Annotated in this window: 17 protein-coding genes; 9 read left to right on the top strand and 8 right to left on the bottom strand. The window is 39.2% G+C overall.

Annotated elements, in window-relative coordinates:
- Positions 1-1471 precede the first annotated feature (1471 nt).
- Entirely contained in the window at positions 1472-1957 is a 486-nt protein-coding gene (locus IZT61_RS12295; protein WP_230383641.1) for a site-specific integrase, read from the top strand.
- Between the two features lie 483 nt (positions 1958-2440).
- Complete coding sequence (locus IZT61_RS12290) at positions 2441-2716, top strand: hypothetical protein (RefSeq protein WP_196097202.1); 276 nt, start codon at positions 2441-2443, stop codon at positions 2714-2716.
- Between the two features lie 306 nt (positions 2717-3022).
- On the opposite strand, the gene IZT61_RS12285 is transcribed toward IZT61_RS12290, so the two are convergent.
- From IZT61_RS12285 to IZT61_RS12260, 6 genes are all read right to left on the bottom strand, one after another.
- The gene (locus IZT61_RS12285; RefSeq protein ID WP_196097201.1) at positions 3023-3655 is read right to left on the bottom strand and encodes a ribonuclease H1 domain-containing protein; all 633 of its coding nucleotides are present in this window, start codon (positions 3653-3655) and stop codon (positions 3023-3025) included.
- Entirely contained in the window at positions 3656-4384 is a 729-nt protein-coding gene (locus IZT61_RS12280; protein ID WP_196097200.1) for a TIR domain-containing protein, read from the bottom strand. It lies immediately after the preceding gene.
- 460 nt (positions 4385-4844) lie between these two features.
- Positions 4845-5618, bottom strand: coding sequence for a hypothetical protein (locus IZT61_RS12275; RefSeq protein ID WP_196097199.1), 774 nt, complete (start codon positions 5616-5618; stop codon positions 4845-4847).
- 1073 nt (positions 5619-6691) lie between these two features.
- On the bottom strand, positions 6692-8473 hold the full coding sequence (locus tag IZT61_RS12270) for a hypothetical protein (protein ID WP_196097198.1): 1782 nt from the start codon (positions 8471-8473) through the stop codon (positions 6692-6694).
- Entirely contained in the window at positions 8473-10560 is a 2088-nt protein-coding gene (locus IZT61_RS12265; protein WP_196097197.1) for a coiled-coil domain-containing protein, read from the bottom strand. Before IZT61_RS12265 ends, IZT61_RS12270 begins: the two co-directional genes overlap by 1 nt.
- Entirely contained in the window at positions 10557-11210 is a 654-nt protein-coding gene (locus IZT61_RS12260) for a hypothetical protein (RefSeq protein WP_196097196.1), read from the bottom strand. Before IZT61_RS12260 ends, IZT61_RS12265 begins: the two co-directional genes overlap by 4 nt.
- A gap of 656 nt (positions 11211-11866) precedes the next feature.
- Between IZT61_RS12260 and IZT61_RS12255 the strand changes: the two genes are divergently transcribed.
- From IZT61_RS12255 to IZT61_RS12240, 4 genes are all read left to right on the top strand, one after another.
- Positions 11867-12616, top strand: a complete 750-nt coding sequence (locus IZT61_RS12255; protein ID WP_196097195.1) for a hypothetical protein — start codon at positions 11867-11869, stop codon at positions 12614-12616.
- A gap of 151 nt (positions 12617-12767) precedes the next feature.
- A complete protein-coding gene (locus IZT61_RS12250; protein ID WP_196097194.1) occupies positions 12768-13085 on the top strand; it encodes a helix-turn-helix domain-containing protein in 318 nt (105 codons plus the stop codon).
- Positions 13086-13754: 669 nt separating this feature from the next.
- Positions 13755-14327, top strand: coding sequence for a BfmA/BtgA family mobilization protein (locus IZT61_RS12245; RefSeq protein WP_196097193.1), 573 nt, complete (start codon positions 13755-13757; stop codon positions 14325-14327).
- 18 nt (positions 14328-14345) lie between these two features.
- Positions 14346-15287, top strand: a complete 942-nt coding sequence (locus tag IZT61_RS12240) for a DUF5712 family protein (protein WP_196097192.1) — start codon at positions 14346-14348, stop codon at positions 15285-15287.
- Between the two features lie 31 nt (positions 15288-15318).
- On the opposite strand, the gene IZT61_RS12235 is transcribed toward IZT61_RS12240, so the two are convergent.
- A complete protein-coding gene (locus IZT61_RS12235; protein ID WP_196097191.1) occupies positions 15319-15462 on the bottom strand; it encodes a hypothetical protein in 144 nt (47 codons plus the stop codon).
- Positions 15463-16430: 968 nt separating this feature from the next.
- Here IZT61_RS12235 and IZT61_RS12230 point away from each other — a divergent pair.
- From IZT61_RS12230 to IZT61_RS12220, 3 genes are all read left to right on the top strand, one after another.
- Positions 16431-16970, top strand: a complete 540-nt coding sequence (locus IZT61_RS12230; protein WP_196097190.1) for a Crp/Fnr family transcriptional regulator — start codon at positions 16431-16433, stop codon at positions 16968-16970.
- A gap of 339 nt (positions 16971-17309) precedes the next feature.
- The gene (locus IZT61_RS12225) at positions 17310-17660 is read left to right on the top strand and encodes a hypothetical protein (protein WP_196097189.1); all 351 of its coding nucleotides are present in this window, start codon (positions 17310-17312) and stop codon (positions 17658-17660) included.
- Between the two features lie 97 nt (positions 17661-17757).
- Positions 17758-18093, top strand: coding sequence for a hypothetical protein (locus IZT61_RS12220; protein ID WP_196097188.1), 336 nt, complete (start codon positions 17758-17760; stop codon positions 18091-18093).
- A 109-nt stretch (positions 18094-18202) separates the two neighbouring features.
- On the opposite strand, the gene IZT61_RS12215 is transcribed toward IZT61_RS12220, so the two are convergent.
- Positions 18203-19597, bottom strand: coding sequence for a RagB/SusD family nutrient uptake outer membrane protein (locus IZT61_RS12215; RefSeq protein ID WP_196097187.1), 1395 nt, complete (start codon positions 19595-19597; stop codon positions 18203-18205).
- Between the last annotated feature and the right edge of the window lies 1 nt (position 19598).

The raw sequence follows: 19598 nt of genomic DNA, 5'->3' as shown, positions 1-19598 counted from the left end.
GTAATAACGGAAGCTGGCCCAATGACCTGCTTTATAGACAGCTGGCAATGTAACAGGAAATCGGTTGTAATTTGTCTTGTCAACTCTAAATCATTTCTGATGTATTTGATTCAAGTAAAAATCTGATTAAGAAAATTTTAAAATATGGCATCACAACTGACCGACATTGATGTCGGTCAGTTCCATCAAGATTGGGATTTCGCTTGTTGAAAGGCAAATTATTAGATTCTGATCCGATCCTTTTAAAAAGACAGCATTTGATTACGCGAAAATATACTGCTAATATTGACAAAAGCAGTGTATTTGTACCGACAAGTATTTGCAGTCATGAAATCGAAAAGTATTGTATCTTTTTTTAAGGATAACAACGGTGAAAGTTCCTCTAAAACTTTATGAATGCGCAATGGTTGGATGTCCGGTACCAGGTTCGTACAAGATGGTTTTCATTGTTGGTGTTGTGCACCTAATGAGAGCTTAGCTGTTATCATTACGGGTTACGTAAATGGCCCTTCCATTATAAACCTTACCATTATTATTCATCTGGAAAGCCTGAGTTTATAGAGGGGAATGTATTTAGAGTTCTTATTCCGTTAGGAGACCAAAAAGGTGAAGGTACAAATGCAACAGTAAATGCAACAGTAAATGCAACAGTAAATGCAACAGTAAATGCAACAGTAAATGATCTGATTGTTCATGCTTTTGGGAAAGAAATAAATACAAAAGTGAGAGAAAGGCTAGGCAGGATAGTAAGTTTTATTCAGAATGAGCCTGGAAGTAGAGCGAATGCTATTACAGAAGGAGTTGAGTTGAGTAAAAGTATTGTAAGAAGAGAGCTAACCAATTTAATTAATAATGATGTTATAGAGTTTATAGGAGCACCGAAAACGGGAGGTTACCGGCTAAAAAATAACTCTAGCAGGAAATAAAAAATCATCTGAATGATATAAAGCGAAAGAGGTATGGCTGTATATTTCAACTAAACGGGTTCTTCCCCAATTTTGCCGAAATACCCATTATCGTATCAAGAACGAGAAAATTGCTTTTTTGAGTCACCGGCCCGACATTAACTTAAGCCGGATGATGGTGTTATGAAAGTTATGAAGCTTTTTAGATAGATTGTTAGCTATGTAGCTGTTAAAGGGGTTGAAGATTGAAGTAATGTTAATTTAGATTCCTTATTAACCTTAGTTGGGTAAAATCGTTAAAATATAGTTTATGGTGTAAACTTGCTAGGGAACATTTTATCCGTCAATGATGGGCCGGTGACTTATCGGTTACATCATTTCATTTTCTTTATTGAGCCAAAAAAGATAGTATAAAGTGCCACAAATACTTGATGAATTTGTGGCAAAATAATTAATTTTAATATGAAATATTCATCATACAATCAGATAGTTAACAAGACAATAAAGAATAAATCGTTCGTGACATTTTTATTTTCAGTTGCTATACATGCCTCTCCTATATTCATGTGAAGCAGCTTCGGTTGGATCAGATTACAAAAGGCGATTACAGTAATTTATGGATATTCATTAAACGGCAGAAAACGGAAACACCCTGTCACATCCCTTTGTTGGATGAGGCGAAAGTAATTCTTGACAGGTATAAGAATCACAGGATATGCAGATGGAGAAAAGTCGCGTTGCCAGTGCTCACTAATCAACGCACGAATGGTTACCTGAAAGAAATCGCCGATCTTTGTAACATCACTAAAGTACTTACTTATCATCTCGCCAGGCATATCTTTGCAACCACTATTACGCTTTCAAATGGTTTGCCGATTGAGACCGTCTCCCAAATGCTTGGCCACAATAGCTTAAAAACCACCCAGCATTATGCGAAGGTGATCGATACGAAAGTTAGTACTGAGATGTTTGCATTACAGGAGAAATTGTTAGACCGAGATAAGAAAGAAGAAGATACTGGTGATATGAAAGTTATGAAGCTCTTTAGATAGATTACTGGCAATGTAAACGGAAATCGATTGTAATTTGTCTTGTCAATCAGATTAAGAAAATTTTAAAATATTGGTATCACAACTGACCGACATCAATGTCGGTCAGTTCGATCAAGATTGAGATTTCGCTTGTTGAAGGGCAAGTGATTAGATTCTGATCCGATATGGACTGATCCGAGCCGAAGATGATCCAATAGCAACACAAAAGTTTTTTGGTTTTTGTATCGTATAGTTTTCAATATATGTGGATCCAATACTGATGAAACTCTTTTATATCAGTTTTATTGATTTTGTATTTGTTTTACTAAATTATATTGGTGTTTTATTTAATTTACTGAAATAATATACGTTTTACTGAAAAAGGGTAAAGAACAAAGTAGGTAACAAAACCTAATTGACAACAGAAATCACCAAAAAATATACAGTACCCATGAGCTTGCTGGTTTCACAACTGCCTCTTTGCAGAATAATGGAACCCTAGTAATGGCATCACAGTGGCCAACCCTAGACCTTGTGCCCTTTCTTTATGCCAAACTATTCTATAGCAACCTGAAAGAGGACAAAAATATAAGAAGCGCCTATTCAAAAACAATATGGCAGATAAAAAATGAAACCCGAGAATTTTTCGAACAACTGATTATTGAAATCGCCGATGAAAAGATCCGACATAGAAGGCTTAACGGTATTTCTATGGCTCCTGAAAAGCCTTTTGACAATATCTTCCTGTACTCAGGAATGCTCCTTTATGGATTAATATGAATAAACTGACTGCCACTCATTCTAAAACCATGAAATACATAAACTTCATCCAAATTAAGGACATTAAGGAAAACTACTAAAGCTATCGGGAAGTTTTCGTAAGGAAACCTTTTTAATAAAAATAAATCGTACACCTGATTATGACATGAGCAATTATGCAGGAGATTATGGAAAGAGTATCTTTTTAAAAACCAATGAAAACTGACCAATCAAATCGAAACTGTTGTTGATTGAGAGCGGTGTTTTAGAAAAACGGGGAAAGATCATTCTCCGTTTTTTTATATGCAAAAACACCTAAGTCTTAGATCATTTCCTTCCAAAATCTGCAGGGTTTTCCCCCCATTCACTCGTTTCCCATTTGTTTATTTTTGTGGTGTAGATATTTTTCAAAAGCCAATCCTCAGCACGTTTGACGATGGAAATAATTGTTGTATTAGAATTCGTAACAGCAATTTTAGTCTTGGCCTTTTTGTTTTTCACCCAAGTGATTGCAGTATTGCTGTCGGAGTAGATGATCGAAATTTCTGGATGTGTCTTGCAATAGGTAAGAGCATGTACTATAGCAAGAAATTCGGCAATATTGTTAGTACCTGTTGGAAACGGTCCTGCATGAAAAATACGTTTCATTTGAGGAAACATTACGCCCTGATATTCCATAGCATTGGTTCGGGTATTCCAGGCACCATCTACACAAATAGTATTTTCTTCTGGAGGATTTGATACTTGTGAAAAATCCTTTGAAATTGACGATTTCTCATTACCAATAAAATCTTCACTTACCTTTTGGAACGCGCTCTCTGCCTCAGCAAGGGTTCTAAAGCTTTTGTAAACAGCTCCTTCAAATTGAAAAACCTGTTCTTTACACTCTTCCCAAGTGTGATACACTCCAGGAACTCTGCCAACCCAAACCGTATAGAATTTTTGCTTTTGCTTAGTCATCTATCTAGAAGCTTCGAGAGCTTTTTTGTGATCTATTTTAAAACCAAGACTTTCAAGTCTTTCAACTAAAGGTGCAACTATTTCTTTTACGTGATTAGTAAAAGAATGATAGATTATGCCATCGGTATCAGATGGTCTTTCAAGCTTTCCTTTTACTAAGATCAGTGTACTCTGTCTCCCTAACTTAGCTAATAGCATACCCATTTCCAAAATCACATTTTGTCTAGCTCTTCCTTTAAGTGCTTCTGCTCCTTCCCTCGCTGAATAAGCCATATCGTCTGGGGTTAATAAAACAATTCCGGCTTTCGCTGTTCCAGCACGCCCAACATGTTGTTCGAGAGCTTCAATGATAGTTAGCCCACTCCCACTTGATTTTGCCAAAATGAATGACTCGATTCCAAGTTTACTTAGAATAAGTTCAAGTTGATCCCGGCTAGTTTCATCGTGGCCATAGACAATAAATAACTGAGGGGCTGCCACTGCCTTTACCACCTCAACCACAGCATCTGGTTCGGTTACGCCATTCAAACGCTTGACTAGACGATCGATTTTGTCTTTCGAATTACCCCGGCCTTGTGCCTGAAGCGTTCCAGTGTTGTAAAAGTTAAGTATAGCACCGTCAACAGTTTTGAATTTGTGTCCATTGTCGAAATTCGACCAAGTACCCTCTATTCCATCTTTATGTAGATTCGCCTTTAGCTCGTCGAGATCTCCTTTAAATTTTGACATGTTAAGAAATTATTTTAGATGTACCAAGATAGGAAATTATAACGTATTCTTTACAAGCTCCATCATTTCTCATTAATATGTAGTAGGGTAGTTTGATTTATTTATTTATAAAATTGAAAACTAAATTGCTAGCTTAATTATAATAAATTAGGAATTAACCATAACGATTTTAAAAGGAAATTAATTAACCTTTTAAAAGGTGGATAATGCCCTTTCATATAACGAGATTTATAATCGTTACGCTGACTCTCTTGCTGGTCAGGTGCACAATGATTCCATTTTGGATATATCTCAGAGCAGTGAACTCCTCCAGTATAAAAGCCCGGCCAGTTTGCTGCCACAGATAGGCGAAACAATTTACTTTTTTGACTAAAAAACTCGCGCACATATCAAGGCTGAAGATTTCTACGCGCAATGGGATAAACTTTATTTTCTGTTCGTCGGACGACACAATTATGCCTTAAGCTTCTGATTGGGAAAACGATGCTCTTAGGTTCGCTTTGTTTGTGATGATTTCCCTAAATACCTTGTTATCGACTATTAGGCTGACAAATTCCTGTTGAGCTTTCACAAAAGATTCAATTAGCTGTAACGGATCGGGAAAAAGCACAATCACGTTTTCCTTTTTGGCGAGAGCAGTCATCAGTTTACCATTATGTTCACTTCCTGCATAGTACTCGCTGACAAAGCTGTCATCAATAAGATGTTTGTTTTCCCTTGCTTCATGTATTCTTTCTTTCTGCCGCTGTGGATCGGTATCAATGCCATCGATGAAATATTGCGGATGATGGACAAGTACAAATGCTTTTGGATGTTTGATAAAGTTCGCCCAATGGATTACTTTCTGAAAAATCTTAAAATGCCTGCTCTTAGCCGCAATTGGTATATCCATCATTTCGATATACTGATTATAGCGCTCTGCCAACAGGTAAAGCAGCATATGGAAATGAATGGATACGGCATGTTCACTTGCGAATGATGCATATCCAGAGAGAAAGCGGATGATCAGCGAAGACTGCTCCTGAAGATTACATCCAACGCAGTTATGGCTGTTATCGTCAGAACAAACTTCGTGAATGCTACACATCAAGGTTTCACCCTCGAAACCCATGGGATAGTTACCGACAATATAGGCGTCCAGCACCGCCTTATAATGTTGCTGCAAAACCTGGGTATCATTAAATTCGTCAAAACGTTTTAATTCTTCCAGCACCTTTTTTGTTAGTTCTTCCATTATTTTCTGTTAGTATACTTTACATGTAATGAAAATACAATAATTAAATCTCTAAAATAGAAATATAAATGCTGTGTTTTTACACCTTAGATATAATCGAGCCGACAAAGACGCCAAAAAACCAGTAGAATCGACTGGATAAAGAGAGGAATTTTTCTGATTGATAAAATTATAACTTTTTGCCTGGTCTAGAGTGCTTGGATTCTCGGTAGACTCTTAAAGAAAACGTTGGCCCATTGGTGGGCATTTTAATTCATTTCAACATATAAAAGAGGTTTTTAGGTGTAAACTATTAAATATCAAGAGCCCAAATAGATAGTGGTATAATCTCTGACGATAAACTAATCAGTGTCCGATCAAGGCGGCTTTCAATGTATCGGAACCCAATGGGATAAATCTCGGGGTTTAGTATTTTGCAAGATTATATATTAGATATGTCAGTTAATCCCATTGCGATCCTTGAACCCATCATGCACGACATCAACAGACTATCCTCCAATGAGAAGGACACATTTCCCAATGAGCGAAAAGCAGCATCTCTTATATACCAGAGGATCTATACCTTTTTACGAAACCTAACTTGGCCGAAATAAACCCAGGGCGCTGGAAATGAGGTTAGCTCATCATGATGAGTCTCCTAACATTATCTGCGATGAGATTCTTTCGTTGACAAAAATGAACTGGAACAATACACAATTTTACCGTCAAATGCCAATTACGATTGAATGTACACGCAATGTGGCGAGATCTTAACTATATTGATCCCAGCGATACCATGCAGCTGAAATATAGTTTTACATGTAAATTTTAGCAAAATTTCGATTGCGGCGAAAAGCAGCAGCCTTTCTCAATCTATTACTGTTGGCTATATTTCATATAAAACTGCACAGCTCTGTCATCACCTGGTTTTTTAATTTTGAAAACGATTTGGTTCCATGTTTCCATTAAGCGATAGTCGACGAGGGGTTTCTGACGGCCCGGCTTTTGCAGACCGTTTTCTTAGCGACAAAAGTGATCAGGGAATTCTGCAAGTGAAATTTCGGAAGACAAATTGTCCGAACTAGGCTATTATATTATCTATAGGTGGACATGCTACTTGGCGAAACTTTATTTGCCGGGACGATTATACATACAACCCCGTCTGGATAGTTACCTCCCAAAGCGTAATGGGTTTTTAAATACTGGAATTTGAACAATTCCCTGATATCGTTTATTGGTGCATTATGACTAGTTTTGTCAGATAGTTCAAATACCATAAATATCCCCAGTTGCTCATATGAATTGGTATAGGTCTGCGCCTGAGCTAAGTAATCTGCCTGAATATCTTGCCAGGATGGCTGTGTTTTGGTCTTTTTGACCTCAACTGGAAACACCAATCCATTATCATTGTAGGTAACGTCCACTCTCCCTCCACCTGATTGATTGACCTCATACAGATATCGGAATCCTGCTCCAGATTGTCGGAGATTTCTAAAAAGACTCTCTTGAAAAATGTGTTCGGTTTTACCTGTGGCGAGTTTTGCATTATATAATTCCGGAAAAAATTCCTTTTTTTCCTGCATGCTCCGAACCACATAAGTAATGACATTGCTTAGCACAATTGAGAAGGAATTCAGTTTTTCCGCCGAATATTCCGGGATATGGCGCTCAATCGCCCGGCGCAACAAGGCAAAAACCTCATCACCCTGGAGATATCCGGTCATAGAATATGTTGCATCTTTAGCAGCGTAGGCGCTAATCAACCCGGCCAAGGACAGTGGATCATCGTCCGAAATCAACGGAATATCGGCCTCTATTTGCTGTAATGGAATATTTTTATATTTTCTTGCAAGAAAGGCGATAATCTGAACGTTGTCTTTTTTTTTATTTATGTTTTGGTTTAAAGAGTCCTGTATCTCTTTCAGGAAACCTTGGTATTCTGGATCTATTTCTTTCTCAATTAACACGCCAAGCCTGGCTGAGGATGCGATTAGATTGCTGGAATAGAGCGGGGAGATTACGGACGTTGTCAATTGTTTGAACTGCTTGAGAATTGTTTGGTCGATAAAGGTTCCATTTGCCTGAACATTGATCAATTCTTGGTGGAGACTAAAAACCTCCACCAACTCTGCATCGTAGTCAATCCATTTACTTTCCTCACTCACTTTTTTCACGATGTCTACACTAAGGCTTAAAACCTGTCCCAGATGTTGAGATAAACTCAGATTTTCATCATTACTGAATATCTCAAATCTCCAGAGTAAGTTAAGGCACCTGGCTAGCAATGTTTGGTACTCCTCTTGTTGACCAGCAATCAAACTAAGAATGAAATCACAGACTGCTGCGAAATAAGCTGCATCTATCCTATTTTCAACAATACTAGATGATGCAAAAAAGTGTGAATGGCAGAATTTAAGACCGGCTATGAAATCCGAAGTTCCATTTTGAGGGATGGCAAGAAAAGCCAGAAGCCCTTTTCGGTATAAAGCTTCACTGGATACATCCGCGTTCAAATGACGGCTCAACTTCTCAAATACCTGATCAGCGTCTGCACTCGCATCATAATGCAGAAACAGTAAGCGGATACGCGAGATCTGTACAAAAGGATCTGAATTATCTTCTATATCCTCGAGCAAAATACCTAGTAAGGTCTGCCGGCTCAGTTTCCCAATGAGAACAAGACTGCTGTAGATCTCAAGCGCACATTGCCGGAGGTAGGACTTGGTTTCCTGAACGATAATCGACTGGAGGAGATTTTTTAATGCGGGAAGTGAATAGCTCTGGAAATAGCCTTCATCAAAAAAGCTATCCAAAAAATCCGCCTTTTCATCCTCGGATAAATTGCCAAAATCATGATATTGTTTAGGAATGTTCATTAAAAGACAAATTGACCACTTTCACTAACATCAAGTTTTTCAGCAGACTTTATAATGCTTGCCAGCTCTCTATTTGCTGTTCCAACCATCACCTGTACCTGCTCACCAAACTTTTCTTCGATATGCAACAATGTTTTCTTAAGCCCCTCCACGAAGTGAATATCGGCCTCTTCCTTTGTTGGAGAATCTAGAATTATCAGCCTCGGGTGCCGGCCCACACCCTTCTCCAGATCCAGTTCGATAAGGCTCAGATACAAAGCCAGTTTTGCCCGTAACTGTTCACCTTCAGATATGTCGTTGAAATTATTTACAACATTTCCTTGATGATAGTGAATGATAAAGTTATCTGGATTTATCACGACCCTCGTGTAACTGGAAAGTCCCAGCGAGTGAAGTTGGTTAAGCATAATTTCCTCGAGTTGAAACAGGGTGGCCTGACCCAGTTTTTTTCTGCTCTTAAGCATCAGTTCATGCCCAGTTCTAAGCAGTTCAGCCTTTCTTTTCAACTTATTATCGAGACGCAAAGTTGCCTGTTTTTCGGCGACTGCTATCTGATTTTCCGTCTTGATTTTTTGCTCAAGAAGATTTTCGAATTTACTGAAATAGTCTCCTTCAATCGTCGCTCTCAGTTGATTTCTATGCCCCTCTGCTTCCTTAATTGATTTGTCTAAGTTCTCAAGAACATTTTCCAATTTTAATACCTCATTTTCCAGACTGGCAAACTTTTTATCATTAATCTTAACCTTTTGTTCGATGTTAATGAGTACCTGGTTCTCTGTTTCGGAAAGTAAACGGTTTCGCTCAATTTCTTGTTTAGCTTCCTGTATTCTCAATTGCCATATTTCTATATCATTTACCTGAGCAGTCATTTCATGGTCGCAGAGCATACATATTTTAGACTCCTTCTCGAGCAAACGCTTATCCTTATCCACTTCATGATCACAGTGGGGACATTCTGTGACTTCGAGGTTATTGAAGAATATACCTGAGTCAATATAATCTTGGTATTCAACAATCAGTTTTCGTAACTTATTTATCTCCCTGGTGGAATGCTGGATTAAATCCTGTTTTTCCTTTATCTCCACTTGAGAAGAGTTGAAAGCAGTTTTCATTTGGTAAAGCCTGTCCTCGCCGTCCATTTTTTCTTTTCTCGTCGTCTCCCTGGATTGCTGAAATGAATGTAGCCTTTCTTCTATCGCCTCAATAGCTTTCTTTTCTGTATTAGTCCTCAATTTTAAAATCTGCTCATTTGTGGCGATCAAATCATTTTGCATTTTTTGCAAATCCTCAACGGTAATCGATTGATTTTTTTCCTGTTCTGTCTTTAGGCTCCATTCACGTTCTGCCTTTTTTGCTTTGGCCTCAAGAGCATGGATCGAAAACGTGTATTCCAGTCCTAAAAGCATCTGAAATACCATTGCATGTTGATTGCCAATATCTAAATTCCCATAATCTTTTGACTGATGATATATGGAGGAGTAATAGCTGACCCAGGTCAAATCTGCATCACTCAGGTTAATACTGGGTTGTGACGCCTGAACTCTTTTAATAGGATAATAGTCAAACTCTTCGAAAAAGAGTTCCTGCATGAAATCAGCTAATCCGTCTTTGCTTTTAAACGACCTTAACGGTTCTTCACCCGCAAGGCTGTCAATGGCAGAGGAATAAACAGCTGCTTTTAGTTGTGCACCGGTGAGATTCAATACGACTGAATAAACCGCATCTTTAATCGAAAATTCTAGCGCAATGTATTTCAACCAGGTTTTTACTAGAGGAGTGAACTTATCTCTACCCGTCAGTGCAAATCCGATTGCCTTAAAAATAGTAGATTTGCCTTTGAGGTTATCTGCTACCCACATGCTGACCCCACTATACAATGGGCGGTCGTATTTGAAAGTGGTATCTTCGTTCTTCTTACCTTCAAGTATTATTCTCCTCAACAGTAATCTTTTCTGGGGAGAATCCGGAACACTCTTATTATAGCCGTCCTCTTCAAGAAATAGTATTTCTTTGACCTCTTCCAGCGAGAAATCCGCTGCGTAAATTTCGTGTACATATTTTACAAATTCATCGAACTTGAAATTCATATTGCTTCGTTAAATTCTTTGTTAAACATATTTCTGGCCTCTTCGGCTATATCATGGATATACTGATTTATCATGGCATCTTTATATTTAGTATGTCCATATTGGAGAGCTTTAAGCTCACTACCCTTAAGATCTCCAAAATATTTTTTGATTATCCAACACCTATCACTGTACCACTTTAGACCTGGGATCGCGTTAAGCCCATTTTCAACCTTCTGTTTACCCAGGGAGGTAAGAAGGTATTCTTTGCTGTATTGTTTGAGGGAACTGTCAATTTTGCTGTCAAAATCTATCAGCCCATGTGATTTTAGGAAATTTATGGTCCTATCCAAGTTTTCCCAAGCACCGTACAAGAATTTTTTCATATCTATGGTCCTTATTTCAGGCTCATGGGAATCTATTATTTCACTGATCAACTTTTTGATTTCCGATCTATCGATCGATGAATCTTCGTGCATTTTGAGCATTAATTCATAGCATAGGTAACTTGGATAGCGGAGCAGAAAGTCCAGCTTTTGAATCTTTACCTCACTTTTAAGGCGAGCTATTATTTGGGGTTTATCGGGATCCTGGAATGGTTCTGAAAAGAAATAAATTATCAGTAGGATGCGTAGCCTATCCCTATATTTTTTATTGAGGTTTTCCTCCATTGTGGTTTGAGTGCATTAATAAATATATCTACCAATATAGGAAGATGGAATCTAAATTAAATAAAAAAACAAGCTTTATCTAATCTCCAATATAATTATCATACCCCAATCATTAAGATTCGTATGTCGTCTTAGAAGATAATATTCGCTCTGGGCCTTCGAGTATAATGATCCTTACTTTTGATGTGCTGTCAAAGAGGAAGAATGTTTGTAATGGCGATATATTAAAGTGTTAAAACTTTTTCTTACGATACTGTCCCTCAATCTTGTTCTTCAACACTTTTTCGAAATTTACTATTGCCTCGAAATGCGCATGCAGGGTCGAACTTCCGCGGATTGACTCTACAACCATTTACCGAGTCTCATGCCAATTTTGAAAATATAAAAATCTCACTTCCATGGATAGCCAGGAAAATTTAATGGTAATCCATATCTCGGTAAGATTACTTTTCTGGGTATAGAAGAAAAAAGTAGATTTCATTGGACATCTCTCAAAATAATGTGTGTATTTCTATCCAAAGTGTGTACTGTTAAAAAACAACTTCACAAGTGGCGAAAGCCGGAAGTTGCCTGAGGATCTGAATAGTTGTATATTGCTATCAATTGTTAACAGTTCCCTGTCTGGTTACTGAAAGGGACGCCACTCCTAATTTATCATGACTGAACGTTTTTTTAAATTTCGAAGGAGATTCGACTTTTCTCCACATCCATATGAAATCGGTAATCCGATATTCTCTAATAGAAAATTAGAGGATAATTTCTTTGCGCTGAAACTTTACAGTTTACCTGATGGTGAATACAGAGCGTTTTACGATTTTCACCTTAACCATTATCTGCTACGGTATCCAGATGATCGTGAGGCCTTCTTCCGTAAAGTAAATCGGAGCATTCAAAGAAGAATTACTTTTTATTCAGCTAAGGATCCATTCAGATCCGTATATGAGATTCACTTGGCCAATCTTGATAAATTAGAAGCCTTCCAAGGATTCTTAAATACGATTGATGAGTGGAACGTAAATACCTCAACAGAAAAAATGCTGAATCAAAGGGATGCGGAAATTGCGCTGCTCAAAAGTAACTTGGCTGACTTGCAGGACCGTTTCGATAAAGTCCTGCAGTATGAGGCAAGTGAAAAAATCGTAATCAATAGCGGAAGTATAGCAGCATTCATGGATTTGATGCGCCAGCTTCGAAAACAGGTTTTGCCCAATGGCAAAAGGCTCGTAGTTACACAAGGCCACAGTCCATGGTATAAAATGATCGCCAAGAACTTTGTTCATGGAGATAAACCAATATCATTGGCGACAGCTCAAAATTATTTTTCTCCCGAAGACTCCTCCAAGCATATTTTTATATCTGATGAGGATAAAGCATTTGATATTGTTCCCCATGTGCCTGACAAATAACATTGGTATAGTTGAGCGCATTTATGCCCAAACACCTCCATTAGGCATCTGATTACATGTTTCTGTTCTCACTTTTGATGTGAAATCTCCAAATACATAGCTTCTTGTTGTGACTAGCTGGAGAGCATTGATCATTAAATTTTTAAGAGACATGAATTTAGACCTGGTTACCAAAAGTGATCTGCTTGAACTAAAAAGCGAGCTGATCGAAGAGATCAAAAAAATTGTACCGCTCCAAACGGCAGCGCCTGATGAGTACCTCAAAAGTGCTGAGGTCAGAAAGCTCATGAAAATTTCTGCCGGTACCTTGCTGCACTTGCGGGTAAGCGGCAAACTGCCCTTTACCAAGATTGGTCGCATTGTATATTTTAGCCGTGAGGATATCAGGCGGATCCTGGGTTATGGTACGCCTGAAAATGCGGTTGTCAAACGATTATATCGAGAGGAGGCGCATGGGGAGCGTAAATAAAAATCTTGAATATCTTAAAGACAGGATTCAGGCGGATCAGAGGCTTTCAGCGTTTCACGTGAGCCTTTTGGCTGCGCTGATTTTTGCCTCAGAAAACCTCGGCTTGACTCACCCTTTCCAGGTGAGCAGAAGCAAACTGATGCGTTCATCCAAGATCTTATCGACCTCTACCTATCACAAATGTATCAGTGAGCTTCAGGTTTTTGGGTACATCTTTTACAGCCCGTCCTATAATCCTTTTCTTGGAAGCGAGGTGTCCTGGAACCTGGAAAACGAAGTTGTATTAGGTTGAATTTATCTTAAGATCGGACTATGGCTTTGCGGGTTTTGACATAGTAGCGAAACGTTTTAAAATAGATTTTTTTAATGGGAGATCTGTTGGGATCGGTCTCCTACTAAAAAAATTCGAGGGGTTATGGCAGTATGCAAAAAGTCCTTTTTCATTTTCCAGAAAAAGGAGCAAGCGGAAGTTGGGCAGTGGCCCTACTTTCTGGCCTTACGATACCGTAAGGCCCGCTTGAAGAACCCTCCAGGGGTTCTTAGGGCCCGTGGGAGGGCCAGGGTAAAAGAAAAAGGAACCCCAGGCAGGGTTCAATATATCTGCATATCTATAGCATGGGTAGGCTATATATGCAGATATATAAATAATTAATTTAACGATTAAATGTTATGTCAACTGATCCGATCAATACAAAGGAAGAAACACTAAGCACGATAAAGTTCAACAGGCAGACTGCGCTGAAATTGGACAGGATCGTTTTAAAACTGGGACGTTCAAAGCGGTTGGTTTTCGCGCAGATGGTGGATTATTTCTATAGGAGTAAAAAAGATCCGCTTGATTTCAATGATGAACTGTTAAAAAATATGCTGGTTAAAAACCATCAGAAGTACATCGGCTTCATCAAGGCACAGGAAGAGATGCTTCTCATTCCTGCCAAAATGGAGATGAGCAGAATATCCGAATCACAGCGGCAGATTATAGACCGTTTCAATAATGAAGTGCTGAAGCACAATGCGAATGTGCTGAATAATCAAAATGCCCTTGCAAATGCATTCGGTGAATCAGTAATGATTTTAAATAAGATACTTGAAGGTCTTAACAGCAAGCAAGCTATGAAAGCGCAGTTTGTCTTTATTCTGGATAGTTATATCCGGTCAAGGGATGCGTTCGGCATGATGACTTCTGCCAGGGAAAAAGAAGATCTTATTGCCCTTACCAAAGAGCAGATCAGATTACTATAAACAATTAAACTCAAGTTTATGTTTATCAACATTACAGATAATAAACAGGCGGATAATAAAGCCGGCAGTGGTGGTCTGGTCAATTATCTGGAAAAAGAGAACCGTATCCATAACAAAGAGCCTGAGTACTGGTTCAACGGAAATCAAACCAATATTGAGCCTTATGAGGTCAGGCGAAAGATTGACGGCAATATTGCTAAACTGGGAAGAGATGATGCAAAGTTCTTTTTGATCAACATCAGCCCCAGCCAGAAGGAAATAGTGTTTTTAAAACAGTGCTATGGAGAAAATGGGGCAAAAGATCAGATGAAAGTATTTGCTGCCCGGGTAATGGATGCCTATGCGCAGAACTTTAAAAGGCCGGGTATTGAAAGCCATCTCAACCTGATCTGGTTTGGCAAATTGGAAAACTATCGGTATTACAGCCATAATGATTCCGAGGTCAAACAGGGCATTAGAAAAAGAGGAGACCGTAAACCTGGAGATCAAATGCACGTTCAGGTTATTGTCAGCCGGAAAGATGCCACTAATAAAATCAAGCTCAGTCCGCAGAATACCTCACGAGGAAAGAATGCCGAGCATTCAAAGAAAATGGGACAGTTTGACCGCGTAGCCTTTAAACAGAGTGGGGAAAGTTTATTCGATGATCTGTTTGGCTTCGACAGGCATCTGAACGAAACAATGGCCTATTCCAATACACTGAAGAATGGTACGCTTAAAGAACGCATAGAGATGAAAGTCCAGGAAGAACAGTTGGAATCAGTAGCTACTGAAATCAAGGAAGTAACGACAGGCATGAAAACATTGCCAGAACCTTATCAATCCCATACTGATTTTGTGCAGAATGAAGATAGCTATGTGTTTTCTGTGGATATAGATATCAAGGATGATATTGATGACGAAGCCATTAATGGGCGCAACCGCCACAGAAAGAAACAGGCGAGAACCAATATACGCTAGCAGATATTAGTAATGCCAGACAGTCAGTCTGTTATCCCCAGCGTTCAATCCCGGCCCAATAAGCCTTGGCTGTTTTGGCATCTGAATCTAAATAAAAAAAGTAGGGGGATACAATACCAAGGAAGAAAAGCAAGGCAGCAAGAGCAGGGTATGGAGCGTTTATATTAGTCTGCATTTACTTAATCTTGTTTTAAGAATATTCAATTAAATATTATCCCCCTCGCACATTTGCGGCCTGCGAACTGCTCCGCTCTTTCCCCATTTGTTTCGCTCTTTGCTTCTATGGTAAAATCTGGACTGGAGCAAAGAATAACGAGCTCCTTAAAGTCGTAATTGCAATTTCCTTCGTCACGGCTATTACGGGGTTTCGTGTAACCACAACTCAAATTCATCCCCTTTTTTTGCAATTCCGGTTATACCGATGTATGTTCAGACAGAATTTCTCTGATTTTCGGGGATCTATGTTTAGTGATTTAGGGACATTTGTCACCTCATTTGGCAACATTTGTAGACTTTTTTCAAGAAAAGCATGCCGAAATTTGCTTAAGGCTTCATGAAGAGTGATTTATGTGAGGAGGCTCATTTCTGATCAAATGGTCAATCATTCCCTTTGTAGGCTATTAAGGAGCCGAATGGTAAATTTTTTGATCTTTTGTGATGATATATTTTGAAATAATTAATGGGTGGAAATTGACTGACTTCGCATTTGTGAACGCTAAAACTCAGTTTATCCCGGTTGAAAAATAAATAAAATATTTTTCTTGATAGTTTGATATCAAAATAAGGTGTTCTTATTTGATATCCTTAAGATATTAATTGAATTAATAAAAATTTGAAAAAAGGCGCTTGGGGGTTGCTTGGGGTTGCTAATTCAGCAACTTGACAGGTATTGCCAATAACTTGTTCTTTGTAAATGTAATCGGGAAATAGAAAATGTTGCAAGCCGGATGTCATTCACAGCGTCATGCATGCAATTCATATCATAAATGGTTCGTTCACATCATATTTTTGGATTAGCCGTTCCGGATTTATATGTTTTGGGAATTGCAAGAAATACGGAAATCGGTATCCAATGGAATACTGATATAGACTTAACGAATTCAAAAGGGTAAAATGGAAAGCCTTATAAATAAACTTAGAGCAATGGAGAATGCAGACCAGGGATTGATCGCCCTGCTCTCAGGACTCTTTGTGTCCAGGTTTTTTAGAAAAGGTGCTATACTCTGCATGCCTGGGCAGGTCTTCCAAGCGCTTCATTTTGTTGATCATGGACTCGTGCGCGGGTATTTTTCCCGCGGACGGGAAGAGCATACTTCATGGATTTTAGAAACTGGGTTCATCGCCCCGTCAAGTGGAGTCTTTTCCAGAGCTGTCTCAACAGAATATGTAGCATTTTTAAAAGATACCTGGGTTTATTCTCTCGACATGACCTTAGTGAAAACATTAGCTGAAAAGGAAGTCCGTTTGAATCATTTGATCATGGAAATATGCGAAGAAAAGATGCAGGAGCGAATACAAACTGAAGAACTTTTGCGCATTGGTCACGCGGAAGATCGTTACCTCGCCTTTAAGCAATTCTATGAAAGGCTCCTCGATCTGCCCATACACGACATAACTGCCTCCCTTATGAATATAGAGCCTAAATACCTCTACAAGATCAAAAAGAAATACCTCCGCACCTAAAAATCCATTCGTGTTTTTTGACACCATTTGCATTATAATTCCCGGTCAAAAGCCGTGGAAATTTAAACTGAAAACTACCAAAAAGCTGTAGAGTTCAAAACATTCATGTCCCGTAAATTTAGGTTGTTCGTTTCAGGAAGTTAAATCTTTCTGTAAGTGAAGATATTTATGGGGAGTACCGGCGTGTTTACCCTCCATTCCTGAGGGAGAATACCAGAAATAGAATTTGCGAGGTCCCCGAGCCTAAGCCTGCAGATTATTCGTAAAGCCCGCGGTACTGGTAAGAAAAGCCGGGCATCTGGTATAGGGAACGTGGGTACAACGATAAAGTGCAAAACAATGGCAGGCCAGCGCCAAGGTTGCGCCGCTTTTCAAAGGGAAAACAAAAACCAGGGTAAAGAAATGAGAGTTTTAGATACAGCAAAGATAACACAGGTGGTCAGGATCATTTCCTTAATGGCCACACTTGCCTATATGGTAGTGCTGTTTATCGGATTTATCATTTACTTTATCATTGCGCTGATCCGGATTTATATCCATCAGTGCAAACCGGTCTTAGTGTATCCCCATGCTAAAAAGAGGGTTATCCACAGATTCACGCACAATCGTAAACATGGCCTATTCGCGGTTATCCCGGATGATGCCGGCAACATCATCCGGGAAATGGAAACCATGATCATTATGTTATGAAATAGTTTCCGGCGAGGTCCGCCAAAGGACAACCTTAACTAAATAAAATATTAAAGTTTTTGGAACACTTTTTTGATTCTATAAAAAGTCAAAACATATGAACAGATTGTTCAATTTTAGAAATATTGCTGTAGCAGCAATATTTTCAGTTGCAGGTGTTATTGGCTTAAGTGCCTTTACTCAACCTGAAAACCCAGGAACCGTAAAAGAAAAGAGAGCCAAACAATGGTTTGTGTATACAGGAAGTACCATAGCTGGCGAAAGCAATCAGCTGAATTACACCGAATATACTGCTGGTGGAGAGCCTGAGGATTGCGGTGGTGGCGATATGCGTTGCGCCATCTATGCCGAGCCGGTAACAGTTTCGGGTACCGTAAGACCTGATCTGTCTCAAATTGATGCTTCCCAAACCAAGCACCAACTAGAGCCTTAATTTTTAGGCCATCAGGCCGTTGGCGTAAGTTATGCCAGCGGCCTGATTTTTTGCAAATGGTTTTCGTATGAAAAACTCTAGTAAACTAATCGCACCTGTTTATTATTGGTCAGTTCTGGGGAATCCCACTCAGCTCGATCACACTACTTGGTATCGCCAGTGCATACTTTTGATCATCAGGTAGCAATTCAAAAACATTCCCGTTAAGATTTCGCTTTAGGGTTATCTTAAAGCGGCTTTCTTTATTAAGCCTTTTCAGATCTGCCCATCTCAAACCTCTAAAAAGCAATTCCTTTCTTCTTTCAGTGAGTATCAGACCAAGAACATCCGCCGTATTGGTAAGGGTGTACGGAACAAATTTACCGGTGGCGTACCTTTTCACAAGCAGGGTATTCAAGTCTTCTAATGCCTCTGAACCGAATCCTTTCCTGGCCCTGCTTTCCGCACGTATCAACAGCATCTCGTCTGTTGCAATCCCATTGAAGAGGTTATTGGCAGCATAATAACTCCCCTTGAAACCAAATCCTCCACCCGTAACTGCCGTGAAAGCCTTGAAGTATAATTTTTTCCGAAGATCATTTTCTGAATAGGACTGGTAAAGAATACTGTCAATCCGGCCATTTGCCGAATTGTTCTGCGGGATAATGGTTGTGCTGAATATAACTTCTGCATTAAAGCGGGGAAATGGAAAAGCGGCCGTACTATTTAAAACGTTATAATCAATAAGTGTATTTTTCAATTGAAGGCATGAATCTGCATAGAGGCCTGCATTCCCATAATCCTGCATCATCAGGTAAGTCCTGGCCAATAAACCATAAGCGGCAGGACGCGAGGGACGCATAACATGTTGCGGAGTAACAGGAAGCAGAATCGCAGCCTTTTTCAGATCCGCTATTACCTGGTCATAACATTGCCGGATGCTGGATCGTACCGAGACTTCATTAAAATCAGATCCTAATCTCAGGGGTACTCCCAAGGTATTATGTGCCGAATTATGATCATAGGGCAATGCCCATATCTGCAGCGCTTCAAGAAAAGACCTTGAGCGATATAGAAGCGCCGCCCCTTTGATCTGATCATATTCAGTAGCATTTGAGGAAACCCTTTCCAGTTTTCCTAAACCCTCCAGCACAACATTGGACTTATATACTGGTATGTAAGTTGCTGCCCAGTCCCCGGGATTTAAGTTATCATTGAATACATCCCGTTCCCAGATATAGAGATTTTTTCTGGTTACTGAAGTTAGGGCATTCCAGATATTATCCGGAAGATAATAGTCGTCAGAGCAGACTTCAAGAGCGGCCGCGCCAATGTTGTTCATATCATCGGCATAGTCCAGAAGTGCCTGCAGATCTGTTATAGTTTTGGGAATCTGAATGGATTTTTCCGGTTTTGCATCCAGGTATTTTTTGCAGCTACCAAATAGGAGTAATATTGCCACAAAGGAAAAAAGCGGCAAAATTCTGCTATAGTTTTCGATTGTTTTTAATCTTTTTTTCATCATC

It is taken from the genome of Pedobacter endophyticus, assembly GCF_015679185.1.
Classification (GTDB): domain Bacteria; phylum Bacteroidota; class Bacteroidia; order Sphingobacteriales; family Sphingobacteriaceae; genus Pedobacter; species Pedobacter endophyticus.
This window is presented reverse-complemented; position numbering and strand designations above follow the sequence as displayed.